The sequence below is a fragment of the Hyphomicrobium sp. 802 genome (genome assembly GCF_000526135.1).
GTDB lineage: Bacteria > Pseudomonadota > Alphaproteobacteria > Rhizobiales > Hyphomicrobiaceae > Hyphomicrobium_B.
Genome location: NZ_JAFM01000001.1, coordinates 3,810,836 through 3,822,920, shown reverse-complemented (window position 1 = coordinate 3,822,920; position 12,085 = coordinate 3,810,836). Strand labels below are relative to the sequence as shown.

Here is a 12,085-nt window from a genome sequence, read left to right as displayed (position 1 = left end):
CAGTTGCTAGTATTGAATGCCGAATAATTCAGCGTGCGCGCCGGTTGACCACGCGGCGGCATCTGATAGCCTTTTTCTCTTCGAGATAGGCATCTTCTCATCAGGAACCGATGGGAACCAGTATTGGCGATACAATGGCGTCGGACGCCGGCAGCGCGATTGGCAGAGGTGCCGATCCCTCGGTCCTTGCGTCCGCCGCAACCGGCATTGTCAAGTTTATCGAACGCCAGCGCGGCGACGTCGATCGCATTTTCGGCAATGCCGGCATCTCGCCGGAAATGGCCGGATCGCCGACGCTTCAGCTCAGCCTCAGTTCCTATTGCCGCCTGTTTGAGGAAAGCGCGCGTATCACGCGCAACGATAACTTCGGACTGTGGTTCGGCCACGCTTTTGATCCGCGCGATCTCGGTCTCTGGGGCTACGCCTCGTTGTCGGCGCCGACGGTAGGCGCGGCGCTCGAAACTCTCGTCGGTCTCTTTCCGCTGCACCAGCAGTCGTCCTCGATGGCGCTCAAGATGTCGCCAGAAGGCCTGATGCGGCTGGAATACCGGGTCGATGCTCCTCAAATCGTCGAGCGCCGCCAGGATGCCGAGCTGTCGCTCGGTATGTTCCTGAATTTCATTCGCGAGGCGATGGGGCAGAGCTGGGCGCCCGAAGAAGTCCATTTCGAGCATCCCAAGCCGGAACAGTGGCGCGAGCATGAACGCGCTTTCGCGGCACCTGCTTTCTTCGCCCAACCGACAAATGCCATCGTCTTCCGCCCGCAGATTTTGCGGCACATCATGCCGGCCGCCGATCCGCGGCTGATGTCGGCGATGAAGCTTTGTCTCGAACGGCTGTCTGAACGCCAGGATGTCCGCTTTAGCGTGACTGACCGTGTCCGGAGCGCCGTCCGCGCCAAGCTGCCTGAAGGGTTTCCGCCGATTGAAGGCGTCGCTGCCGAGCTGCGACTGCCGCTCTCGACCATCCAACGCGAACTTCATTACGACGGCCTGAGCTATAGCACGCTGGTCGAGAACACGCGCCGCGATCTCGCGTTATCTTATGTGCGCCAGCGCCAGTTGTCGTTTTCCGAAATCGCTTTTCTGGTGGGATATTCCGAGCTTTCCGCTTTCAGTCGTGCGGTCCGCCGCTGGACGGGGCTGTCGCCGCGAGCGCTACGTGCCGAAGTTCTCCGTAACCACGGTTGATCTTCGGCGACGCGCTCGCGGCGCTTAATCTAACCCTGCACCGACTCAAGCTTGTGCGAGGGCATCCATGCTCTCCGGCAAAATTTGGCCGCCATCGACGATGATCGTCTGTCCGGTGATGTAAGCGGCTTCCTTCGAAGCAAGGAACAGCGCCGCATAGCCGATGTCTTCCACGGTGCCGAGCTTGTTGAGCGGGATCGATGCCGCCATCGACTTCTCATAGTCGGGTCCGAGTGCAGCCAGGCCTTCCGTCTTGATGTTGCCCGGTAAAACCGCATTGACGGTAATGCCGTATTTCGCGAACTCGATGCATGCCGTGCGCATGAAGCCCAGCTGACCGGCTTTCGTTGCACCGTAGTGCGCCCAGCCCGGAAAGCCGGTGACCGGTCCGGTGATCGACGACGTGATGACGATCCGACCCTGGTCCGATTTCTTGAGATACGGCAGGCAGGCCTTGATCGGTAGGAACGTGCCCTTGAGGTTCGTCGAGGAAACGAAATCCCAGTCTTCCGGCGACAGGTCTTCGATCTTGGTCTGCGGGAAGATCCCGGCATTGGCGCAAAGAATGTCGACGCCGCCGTGAGCGCTCGCTGCCGCTTCAGCGAGCATCTGCATGTCGCCCATGCTGGTGATGTCGGCTGCGAAGCCTTTCGCAATGCCGCCGGCCTTGCGGAATTCTTCGGCCGTCGCCTCCGCTTCGTCGAGATGGCGGGACACGACGAAGACTTTGCCGCCGTTCTTCGCGAACACGCTGGCGATACCTTTGCCGATCCCTTTGCTGGCGCCGGTCACGATGACCGACTTGCCTGCGATAGATGTGAGCATTGGGCTTGCTCCCCTTTTTCGTGCGGTTACTTGATGAAAAGGCGGCCGCCGAGGTTCAGCGTCCGCCTTTTTTCGGTTTCGTTTTATATGAACGTATCGACTAATCGTTCAGGACCATACGGCCGATGCGGGCGTGTGCGGCAGGAGAGATCACCCGCAGCGCCAGACCCCAGACCAGACCGATACCGAGAATGATGAATGCGATCAGTGGAATGCGGCCGCCGAATCCGCCCGTTCCACCGAAGGTCTCAAGGTTCACGACCAGCAGGTAGACAAGATACACCTGCGAAATGAACGAGATGACGGGTGCAATAAGGCCGGCGAAGACGTTGACTTCACCAGGATGGTTGGCTCGGAAGTAGACGATAATCGCAATCGAGACGACGGCCTGCAGGATGAGCAGGAGCATTGTGCCGAGAACAGCGAGCATCGTGTACACGCCGAGATATGCCTGCGCGTTCGGGTCATTGGTTCCCGTGAAGTAGGCGAACAAGATAATCCACAGGGCAGCAAGCATTGTCTGGACGACGGATGCCACGTGGGGGCTCTTGTGCGTCGGATGCGTCTTGCCGAGAACGCCCGGCAACACGCCCTCGCGGCCGAGCGAGTACATGTAGCGGGCTGCCGTATTGTGGAACGCCATGCTGCAGGCGAACGAGCTGGTCAGGATCAAAAGAGCCATCGCTTCGTTGGCCCACTGTCCGACAAACTGCGTCAGCGGCGACAGGAAGAAGTTGCCGGAATCGCCTACCGCCTTCGCCAGCATCTCGCCCTCGGTCGGATAGGCCGAGATCGCGCACCAGCTTGTGATGATGTAGAAAATGCCGAGACCGATGACGGAATAATACAGAGACCGCGGGATGATGTGCTTCGGGTCGACCGATTCTTCCGCATAGTTCGGCGCCATCTCGAAGCCGACCCATGACCAGAACGCCATGAAGACGCCGACCGCCGCCGCGCCGGCTGCGATATCAACCGTGCCGACTTTCTGAGCTACCACCGGGGTCATGACGTGGAGAACGTTGAGCGATTCAAGGTTGAATGCGCCCGGACCCTTTGCGAGGAACACGCCGACGTCGAAGATCGTCAGCATGATGACTTCGAACACCAGGGCCGCGCCCAAGACCTTCACCGAAAGCTGCACGTCCTGATAGGAGAGAATCGAAGTCAGCACGACGACGAAGAGAGCGAGATAGATCCACGGCACATTGATGCCGAAGTGGGATTGGAGCCAGGAGTTGCCGAAGAAAGCGAACAGACCCGTCAGCGAGGCTTCGAACACGCTGTAGGACGCCAGCGACGCAATGCCCGCCGCCATACCCACATCCCGACCAAGACCCAAGCTGATGAAGGAATAGAACCCGCCGACTGAGGAGACCTTGCTCGCCATCGCAGCATAGCCGACGGAAAAGATCGTCAGCACGATCGTGGCGAGCAGGAACGCCGCTGGAACATAAATGCCGTTGCCGAAGCCCGCTGCGAACGGCACGTTGCCGAGCATGGCGGATTCGGGTGCGGCGCCGGTCACCGTCAAGAATAACACGCCAATCAAGCCGATGGCCTTGGCGTGCAACTTGTCGACCGACCCATCCTTACTTACATCGAAGCTCTCTGTGGCTTCGAGAGTACTGGTGTTTGGTGATGTCACGTTGGCTACTCCCCCTGGGTTGTGGTCAGCCGAACATCCAGGATCTGTTCGGCGCGATATTAAATCGTACACGTACTATCCGGCGGTGATTCATGGCGGATCGCCATGCATCAGGTATTCCAGGCAGTGCGCACATAGTCGACGAGCGTATATGTGCGGCGCAGTGCAAGGTTTGACATTGCGCTGTCAAAACTTGACCTACTTCAGCCCAGGCCCATGATCTGTTTGAGTTCCGTGCTCGACATGACGTGGCAGTAGATCATATTCATGATCTCGAGCTCCTTATGGTGCAGCTCGTCCGAGCCAGCCGCGCAGCAGTCCTCGACCACGACGACAGCGAAACTTTCATCCGCCAAGCTCCTCACCGTCGATGAGACACATTGGTCGGTAAAGATCCCGCAGCAGACGACGGTCTTGATCCGGAGGTTGGTAAGGATAAGGCGCAGGTTCGTTCCCGTCAGTGCGCTATCCGTTGTCTTCGTCACGACGATTTCATCGCCGACAGGGGCAAGGTCCGGCACGATCTGCGACGGCAGCTCGTCTTTCGGCAGCAGCAGGTTGTTCCAGCCCGGCATCTTCTGCGATAGCGACCGGTCCCGCCCGTCCTTGGTGTGGCAGGCGATGCGGGCGAACAGGCATTCGATGCCGTTTTTGCGGAAGGTCGCGAGCAAATCCTTGGTTCGCGGCAGCACGGTTTGATGCATGCGGTCGTGGAAAGGCGTCCAGGCGTCGTACCGGCGTTGGTCTTCGGCCGAAAGCGACGCCCGGTCCGGCCGTTCGAGGTATGTGTTCTGGACGTCGATGATGAGGAGGGCGGTGTGGGCTTTGGAAAGGTCGGGATCGGCTGGCTCCGGCGCGCCGTCGTAATAAATGGACCGGTAGGCTGTCTTCCAGCTCATGCGTGACCTTTCAATATCGCTTCTTGTAGAGAGAGCGGCGCTCATAAACGTCTGCGGCTTCCTCGATGAAGGCCGCGACGCCGTTGGCGCCATAGACCACCCGCAGCTCCTTGGCGGCCGCCAGCAGTTCGTCCTTCGACCCCGCTCGGCCGGGGCGCAGCAGCTCGTAAGTCCGCATGATTACGTCCTGCGGCACGTCCACAAGCTCGGCGCCGCGCCGGAAGTTGGCCGCCAGTGTCGGCCGCCCGGCGGCTTTCGCGACCTCGGCCTGTTGCCGCAGCGCCCGGCCCGTGATCCGTAGATCTTCAAGCCCGACCTTGTCGGTCAACACTGCGTCGAGGCTGATGTCGTCGAGCGTTCTGCCGGTTTTCGTTTCGACGATGTCCGGGCGTCGCTCGGCCAGCGGATAATCGGCAACGGAAAGAGGTTTGTCGCTCATGCTGCCGCTCCGAGGAATTTGATGTCGATCTCTTCGGGCTCGGCGCCTTCCGATGTCATCTCGGTTTCGATGGCGTAAATCATTGAAACGCGGGCGTGGTAGCGGGAGCCCATGGCCTCACCGCGCGTCGGCACGATAACGGGCTCAGGCATTTCGCCGCGCGCATAGGCGGCCGCGTTGAGGCCCATCCGCTTGTAATGGTCGAGCTTGGTAATCGGCGAGTTCGAGAACAGTTCAAGGTTGTTATGCGGCAGCCGGTCCTTCTGGTGGATGACCGCCGTGCCTTTCGCCTGGATCCCGATCCCGACGCCGGACCCCGCCAGCCGAGCCGCGCTGAGGCCGAGAAATGATGTGTCGGCGGTATGCAGCATGCGCACGACCCGTGCCGTGCAGCCGCCTTCCGTGATCCCGGCGATCAACACCCGCAGAATGGCCGACAGCGGATGGCCCGCGACCGTCTGGAACAGCTTCACCCCGAACGCCGGGCTGATGCCGATGACGACCTCGCGCGGATTGCCGGTCACCGCCGCCGGTCCGACCGGACGATAGGCGATGCGGGTCACTTCGGCCGGACGATATTGTGCTTCGCCGCGGAGCACTTCCTGCCGGGTCAGCACATCGCGGATGGCGACCAGTTCCTCACGCCGGGCCTCGCTGACGCGGTAGCCCGTGCCTGGCCCCTGGTACTCGTTCGGATCATTGACGGCGCTGACGATCTTGCCGTCGCGGACGACAGCCGAGGTCTGCAGGTAGTCACCTGAGACCCGCAGGCGCACCAGCTTTAACAGGTTTTCCGCTTCCTCGCGGAAGCCGCGGGCCGCCAGCGCCTTGATGACGTCGATGACCGTGATCGACCGCGCAAAGATCGTCTCGCTGATCTGCCCGACTTCCCGGCCCGAGAACGTCCGCGTCTCGTCCGAGCCGGATGCAGCAATAACGCTCTGCTTCATGTCGGCGGTCGGCTTGGCGAGGCCCAGCTCTTCAAGAACCGCGCTGATGGCGTCCACCGCTCGGGCGCGGAGATCCATGATCTGCGCTTCGCCGACGGGCGTCAGGCCGCCGTCGGCCTCGAAGTCGCGCTGCAGGACCAGATAATCCTCCAGCTCTTCGCCGTTGAGCAGGGACGGGTTGAACGAGTTGTCGTACTTCAGGATCGAGCCGAAGCCCGAGCAGATGAGATCCGACCCGGCGATCAAGTACGGCAGAATTTTCGCACCGACGCGAATTTCGGATTCGGTCGCTCGCGCATCGTTGCCCGACGCGCATTCGAGGTCGAGCCAGACAGCAATCAGGTTCTCCGCCATCAGTTCGCGCATGCCGCCGGGAACCGTGCAGGTCACCGGCGCGCCATCGACGCCACCGTTCTGCGTGCCTTGCACGCCCATGGCGCGCTGCAGGCAAAGGCAGCGGGCTTCGAGATAAAGCAGGGACTTGCGCTCGTGAAATCCCATCAATAACTCGGACCCGGCGCCGGACGTGCATCGCATCTTGATACCGCGCGACGCGTAAGCCGCAGCCAGAAACGCCTTCGACCAGGGCGTATCGTCGCCGTCGATGAAGCTCTTTTCTGTGCCGTAAACCGACAGCGTTTCCGCATACGAGGTGAAGCCCGCCATGCCGATCTTCAGCTCTTCGGCTTCCTCGCTCGAACACTGAAACAGCGTGCCCCAACGCCCGACCGAGGCTCCAACCGCGCAGGCGACGGCATTCGACCATGAATTCCGCGCCACCCGCATCGTCGTCTCGATCTCGTCGAAGCCGAACGCGACGGCCGTTGCGGCGTCTGCCGCCATTTGCAGCGGGTCGTCCTTGGCGTTCGTGACGTGCGCCTGGTTCCCCGGCGTCTGCCGCGCCCGCATCTTGCCGTAGGCGAACGCGATCTCCAGCGACGACAGATGCGCAACGACTTCGGCAAGCTTCGCGGGCGTCATGCCGTGCGCCAGCCTGACGAGCGTGCTGCGCGGCACGTTCATATCGACGAGCATGCGCGCCACCTCGATCGACGGCATGGCCATCGCTTCCGGCGCGATTTCAGGATCGAGATGATACTTCGATATGAAGATGTCGATCATATCGAAATCGCGGACGGCGACGCCATCCATGGATTCGACGACGCCTTTCCCCATCGCAAGACCGGGCTTGGGATCGTCGGGACTGTTGAAAGCGGCAAAGCCGCTCGACGCGTCCTCGATGGCGAACTTGTCGAGACGCAGCGGTCGTTCGTCCCAGTCGGAAAACCGCTTCCAGCGATTGGCGCGGACGTGCGACTCTTCGGTCATGGCGTCTGTTCTCTGCGATGGCGGCATCGAATTGAATCGCAGTCACGATACCCCGGTATCCGCGCCGGGATTTGACCTTAGCCGCCCTGAAGTTGACGTATTGCAGGCAAGGCCAACGGCGACCAAGCCGGCAAACTGAACAGACAATGCAATTGACGGTCAAGCTGCAAGACCGCGGGACGCCTATATAGCCATTGGGAATGTGCCAAACGGCACCGCATTATGAAGGAGCCTCTCCGAGGTCCGCATGGAAGTCACAAAAAAAATCCTCGAGCTCAACGCCTTCGACATGAACGCGGCCGCGGGGCTCTCGCCGGAGGTGGTAACGCTGATCGGCCGACGCCGGGCGACCTTCGGCCCGACCTCCATGCTGTTCTACGAAAAGCCGCTCAACCTCGTGCGCGGCGAAGGCGTGTGGCTTCACGATGCCGACGGCACGCGTTACCTCGATGCCTATAACAATGTGCCGTCCGTCGGTCATTGCCACCCGCGCATCGTTGAGGCAGTTGCCCGTCAAATGGGCACGCTTAATACCCACACGCGCTATCTCTATTCGAACGTCTACACCTATGCGGAGCGGTTGCTCGGGACGATGCCGGCCGCCGTTTCGAATATCGTCTTCACCTGTACCGGCAGCGAAAGCGCCGACTTTGCCCTTCGCGTCGCCCGCGCGGTGACTGGTGGAACCGGCTTCATCGTTACCGACAACGCCTATCACGGCAACACCTCGGCCGTGACTGAAATCTCGCCATCCTCCGCCAGCGCCGAGCCTCGCCCGCCGTACGTTTTCGTCGTACCCGCACCCGACACCTATCGCGAGATTTCCGAAGCCGTCGGGCGGCGCTTGGCGCGAGACGTTCGCACGGCCATCGCAAAAATGAATGCCATCGGCATACGCTTTGCGGGCTTCATCGCCGACAGCATCTTTTCGAGCGACGGCGTCTTTCCCGGCGAACCCGGATTCTTGAGAGAAACGTTGGAAGCCGTGCATGCTGCGGGCGGCGTTTACATCGCCGACGAAGTGCAACCGGGATTTGGCCGCACGGGCGAAAAAATGTGGGGCTTCGACCGGCACGGCCTCGTGCCGGACATGGTCATCATGGGCAAACCCATGGGCAACGGCTTTCCGATGGGTGGTGTCGCCATCAAGCCCGACCTGCTGAAGACCTTCGGTGAGACGTCCGGCTATTTCAACACGTTTGGCGGCAATCCGGTCGCAGCCGCCGCGGGAATAGCCGTTTTGGATGTGCTGAAAGACGAAGGCCTGCAGCAGAACAGTTTCGAGACGGGTGCCTATCTGCGCTCGGAAATTCGCATCGCCGGTTCCGAGGGAGGCTGTATCGGCGACGTTCGTGGTGCCGGGCTCTATATCGGCGTCGACATCGTCAAGGACACGCAGACGCACGAACCCGATCGCGACACTGCCGAGAAAATCGTCAACGGCATGCGTGACCGCAACATCCTGATTGGCATAGCAGGCGGCCATGGGAACGTCTTGAAGATCCGTCCGCCGCTCTGCTTTAATCGCGAGCACGCCGATATCTTTCTCGACGGATTGAGGGGCGCGTTGGCCGACGCATCCTGACGCCCCACCGTGTTTCGTTTCAAGCAGGAGCCGTAATGCAATCGAAGCTTTTCATCGACGGAAAGTGGACCGACGCCCGTGAGGGCGGCACGCTCGACGTCATCAATCCCGCCGATGAGCGCGTGTTTCACAAGTGCGCAGCAGGAACAGCGGCGGATATAGACACCGCAGTCGTCGCTGCCAAATCCGCAATGGCCGGCCCTTGGTCACGCACCTCCGGCCATGATCGCGCCGGATATCTCCGCGCCATCGCAGCGAAAATCGAAGAGCAGAAGCAGGCACTGGCGGAAATCGAAGTCCGCGATAACGGCAAGCCGCTGCCCGAAGCACTTTGGGACGTGGGCGACGCCGCTTACTGCTTCAATCTCTATGCAACCTATGCCGAAGAGCTCGATGGTCGCCAGGGCGAAGTCATCGGCGTGCCGGACGAGCGCTTTCAGTCGCGCGTGAAATATATGCCGGCCGGCGTCGCGGGTCTCATCGTTCCGTGGAACTATCCGCTGTTGATGGCCGCCTGGAAGGTTGCGCCAGCGATTGCCGCCGGCTGCGCCGTCGTCTTGAAGCCATCGGAATATACGCCTTTAACGGCGCTGGAACTCGGCCGTATCGCCGCCGAAGTCGGCTTGCCCAACGGCGTCTTGAATGTGGTTACGGGTTACGGCGCTACCGCCGGCGCACGGCTGTCAACGCATCCAGACGTGCGCAAGCTGGCCTTCACCGGCTCGGTGCCGACCGGCATTGCCGTGGCATCCGCCGCCGCCCGCGATGTGAAAAGCGTGAGCCTCGAACTCGGCGGCAAGTCACCCATCGTTGTATTTAATGACGCCGATATCGAGCAGACCGTCGAATGGGTCATGTTCGGCATTTTCTGGAACCAGGGACAGGTTTGCAGCGCCACCTCGCGTATGACCGTTGAGAAAGGCATCGCGCCAAAACTCATCGACCGCCTTTCGGAAGAAGCCAAGAAGATCACCATCGGCGATGGCATGGCGCCGGGCACGCTGCTTGGACCACTCGTCAGCAAGACTCAATACGACAAGGTCCTGAACTATATCGATGTCGGCAAGAGCGAGGCGACGCTCGTGACGGGCGGCGCGCGGCCGTCGCATCTCAATGAGGGTTACTTCCTTGAGCCGACGATTTTCGCCGACGTGCCATCCAGCGCGCGCATCTGGAACGAAGAAATCTTCGGCCCCGTCCTCGTCGTTTCGACGTTCGAAACCGAAGACGAAGCCTTGAAGCTTGCCAACGACAGCGAGTTCGGTCTCGCCGCCGCCGTCATGTCGCAGGATCACAAGCGCGCCGAGCGCATCGCCGATGCGTTTGAAGCGGGCGTCGTCTGGATCAACTGCTCGCAGCCGAACTTCCTTGAGCCGCCGTGGGGCGGCGTCAAGAAAAGCGGTATTGGCCGCGAACTCGGAACGTGGGGCCTTAACAACTTTTTGGAGCCCAAGCAGATCACGAAATATCTGAGCAGCGATCCTTGGGGCTGGTATCTGAAAGGCTGACGGCTCTCGCCGTCACGCCTTCAGGCGATAGCCCGTCCTGAAGATCCACCAGACGATACTCATGCAGATCGCGAGAAACACAAAGATCATCAGCACGCTGACGCCGACGTTTACGTCCGAAATCTCATAGAAGCTCCAGCGAAAGCCGCTGATGAGATAGACGATCGGATTGAAGAGCGTCACCGTCTGCCAAGCGGGTGGCAGCATCTTGATCGAATAGAACGTGCCGCCCAGAAACACGAGCGGCGTGATGATGAGAAGCGGCACCGCTTGCAGCTTCTCGAAGCCGTCCGCCCAGACGCCAATGACGAACCCCAGCATGCTGAAGGTCGCGGCCGTCAGGATCAGAAAGCCCAGCATCCAGAACGGGTGCGCAATATGAATCGGCACGAACAGGCTCGCCGTCGCTAAAATAAGCAGCCCCAGTAGGACCGCTTTCGTCATCGCCGCGCCGACATAACCGAGCACGATTTCGAACGGCGAGATCGGCGCCGACAGATGCTCATAGATCGTCCCGGTGAAGCGCGGAAAATAGATGCCGAACGAAGCGTTCGACGTGCTTTCCGTTAATAACGACAGCATCATCAACCCCGGCACGATAAACGCCGCATAGCTGACGCCCTCGATGTTCGATATCCGCGAGCCGATCGCTGCGCCGAACACGATGAAATAGAGCGACGTCGAAAGAACCGGCGAAATCACGCTCTGCATGAATGTCCGCTTCCACCGCGACATCTCGAAGATATAGATGGCTCGAACGGCTTCGATGTTCATCGCTTTTCCTTCACGAGATCGACGAAAATATCTTCCAGCGAACTTTGCGTCGTCGACAGATCCTTGAACGTGATGCCGGCCGCGCGCATGTCGTTCAGCAGCGCAGTGATGCCGGTACGCTCAGCGCGTGTGTCGTAGGTGTAGATCAGCTCGCTCTTGTCGGCGCCGAACTGCAGGCCATATGCACCGAGCGTTTCCGGAATAACGTCGACGGGAGCGGACAGCTGTAACTTAAGCTGCTTCTTGCCGAGCTTGCGCATCAGCTCGTTCTTTTCTTCGACAAGAATGATCTGCCCCTTGGCGATGACGCCGACGCGGTCAGCCATCTCCTCGGCTTCTTCGATGTAGTGCGTCGTCAGGATAATGGTGACGCCCGTTGCGCGCAGCTCTCGGACGATGTTCCACATTTCGCGGCGAAGTTCGACGTCGACGCCGGCCGTCGGCTCATCGAGAAAAAGAATGCGCGGTTCATGCGCCAACGCTTTCGCGATGAGCAAACGCCGCTTCATGCCGCCGGAAAGCGTCATGATGCGCGCGTCCTTCTTGTCCCACAGCGAAAGATCGCGCAGCACCTTTTCGACGAGCGCCGGATTGCGTGGCTTGTCGAACAGTCCGCGGCTGAAATTGACGGTCGCCCACGGCGTCTCGAACATGTCGGTCGAGAGTTCCTGCGGCACGAGGCCGATCATCGCGCGAACGGCGCGATAGTCTGTGACGATATCCTTGCCATCTACGGTGATCTTTCCGGCTGAAGGATTGACGATGCCGCAGATCGTGCTGATCAGCGTCGTCTTGCCCGCGCCGTTTGGACCGAGCAGAGCGAAGATCTCGCCCTGCTTGATCTCAAGATTGATATCTTTCAGGGCCGTGAAGCCGGAGGCGTAGGTTTTCGAGAGATCGGCAACGCGAATGATCGTTGTCATATTCAGGACTGTTCT

At 60.5% G+C, this 12,085-nt stretch carries 10 protein-coding genes; 3 read left to right on the top strand and 7 right to left on the bottom strand.

The genetic code is table 11. From position 1 onward, the window contains the following. Nucleotides 1–110: 110 nt before the first annotated feature. On the top strand, nucleotides 111–1,190 hold the full coding sequence (locus HYP802_RS0119460) for an AraC family transcriptional regulator (protein ID WP_013949394.1): 1,080 nt from the start codon (nucleotides 111–113) through the stop codon (nucleotides 1,188–1,190). Between the two features lie 45 nt (nucleotides 1,191–1,235). Here the strand turns inward: HYP802_RS0119460 and fabG are convergent, their stop codons facing one another. The 5 genes from fabG to HYP802_RS0119430 form a co-directional block, all read right to left on the bottom strand. Beyond that, entirely contained in the window at nucleotides 1,236–2,015 is a 780-nt protein-coding gene (fabG, locus tag HYP802_RS0119455; RefSeq protein ID WP_024276369.1) for a 3-oxoacyl-ACP reductase FabG, read from the bottom strand. Nucleotides 2,016–2,115: 100 nt separating this feature from the next. Then, complete coding sequence (locus HYP802_RS0119445) at nucleotides 2,116–3,663, bottom strand: APC family permease (RefSeq protein WP_024276368.1); 1,548 nt, start codon at nucleotides 3,661–3,663, stop codon at nucleotides 2,116–2,118. Between the two features lie 203 nt (nucleotides 3,664–3,866). After that, complete coding sequence (locus HYP802_RS0119440) at nucleotides 3,867–4,562, bottom strand: cysteine hydrolase family protein (protein WP_024276367.1); 696 nt, start codon at nucleotides 4,560–4,562, stop codon at nucleotides 3,867–3,869. Nucleotides 4,563–4,572: 10 nt separating this feature from the next. Further along, the gene (locus HYP802_RS0119435; protein ID WP_024276366.1) at nucleotides 4,573–5,001 is read right to left on the bottom strand and encodes a diol dehydratase small subunit; all 429 of its coding nucleotides are present in this window, start codon (nucleotides 4,999–5,001) and stop codon (nucleotides 4,573–4,575) included. Beyond that, nucleotides 4,998–7,280: a propanediol/glycerol family dehydratase large subunit gene (locus HYP802_RS0119430; RefSeq protein WP_013949389.1), complete on the bottom strand. Its 2,283-nt coding sequence runs from the start codon at nucleotides 7,278–7,280 to the stop codon at nucleotides 4,998–5,000. The genes HYP802_RS0119435 and HYP802_RS0119430 overlap by 4 nt, the downstream gene beginning before the upstream one ends. A gap of 247 nt (nucleotides 7,281–7,527) precedes the next feature. On the opposite strand from HYP802_RS0119430, the gene HYP802_RS0119425 reads away from it, so the two are divergent. After that, entirely contained in the window at nucleotides 7,528–8,865 is a 1,338-nt protein-coding gene (locus HYP802_RS0119425) for an aminotransferase class III-fold pyridoxal phosphate-dependent enzyme (RefSeq protein WP_013949388.1), read from the top strand. Between the two features lie 35 nt (nucleotides 8,866–8,900). Further along, nucleotides 8,901–10,373 (top strand): aldehyde dehydrogenase family protein, encoded by a 1,473-nt coding sequence (locus tag HYP802_RS0119420; protein WP_024276365.1) that lies wholly within the window; start codon nucleotides 8,901–8,903, stop codon nucleotides 10,371–10,373. 12 nt (nucleotides 10,374–10,385) lie between these two features. Here the strand turns inward: HYP802_RS0119420 and HYP802_RS0119415 are convergent, their stop codons facing one another. Together HYP802_RS0119415 and HYP802_RS0119410 are read right to left on the bottom strand one after the other, a co-directional pair. After that, complete coding sequence (locus HYP802_RS0119415) at nucleotides 10,386–11,147, bottom strand: ABC transporter permease (protein ID WP_013949386.1); 762 nt, start codon at nucleotides 11,145–11,147, stop codon at nucleotides 10,386–10,388. Beyond that, on the bottom strand, nucleotides 11,144–12,070 hold the full coding sequence (locus tag HYP802_RS0119410; RefSeq protein ID WP_024276364.1) for an ABC transporter ATP-binding protein: 927 nt from the start codon (nucleotides 12,068–12,070) through the stop codon (nucleotides 11,144–11,146). Before HYP802_RS0119410 ends, HYP802_RS0119415 begins: the two co-directional genes overlap by 4 nt. Between the last annotated feature and the right edge of the window lie 15 nt (nucleotides 12,071–12,085).

What these genes read in the sequence shown, in the direction of transcription:
- HYP802_RS0119460 (WP_013949394.1), top strand. Translation starts at nt 111, where the DNA reads ATGGGAACCAGTATTGGCGATACAATGGCGTCGGACGCCGGCAGCGCG.
- fabG (WP_024276369.1), bottom strand. Translation starts at nt 2,015, where the DNA reads ATGCTCACATCTATCGCAGGCAAGTCGGTCATCGTGACCGGCGCCAGC.
- HYP802_RS0119440 (WP_024276367.1), bottom strand. Translation starts at nt 4,562, where the DNA reads ATGAGCTGGAAGACAGCCTACCGGTCCATTTATTACGACGGCGCGCCG.
- HYP802_RS0119435 (WP_024276366.1), bottom strand. Translation starts at nt 5,001, where the DNA reads ATGAGCGACAAACCTCTTTCCGTTGCCGATTATCCGCTGGCCGAGCGA.
- HYP802_RS0119430 (WP_013949389.1), bottom strand. Translation starts at nt 7,280, where the DNA reads ATGACCGAAGAGTCGCACGTCCGCGCCAATCGCTGGAAGCGGTTTTCC.
- HYP802_RS0119425 (WP_013949388.1), top strand. Translation starts at nt 7,528, where the DNA reads ATGGAAGTCACAAAAAAAATCCTCGAGCTCAACGCCTTCGACATGAAC.
- HYP802_RS0119420 (WP_024276365.1), top strand. Translation starts at nt 8,901, where the DNA reads ATGCAATCGAAGCTTTTCATCGACGGAAAGTGGACCGACGCCCGTGAG.
- HYP802_RS0119415 (WP_013949386.1), bottom strand. Translation starts at nt 11,147, where the DNA reads ATGAACATCGAAGCCGTTCGAGCCATCTATATCTTCGAGATGTCGCGG.
- HYP802_RS0119410 (WP_024276364.1), bottom strand. Translation starts at nt 12,070, where the DNA reads ATGACAACGATCATTCGCGTTGCCGATCTCTCGAAAACCTACGCCTCC.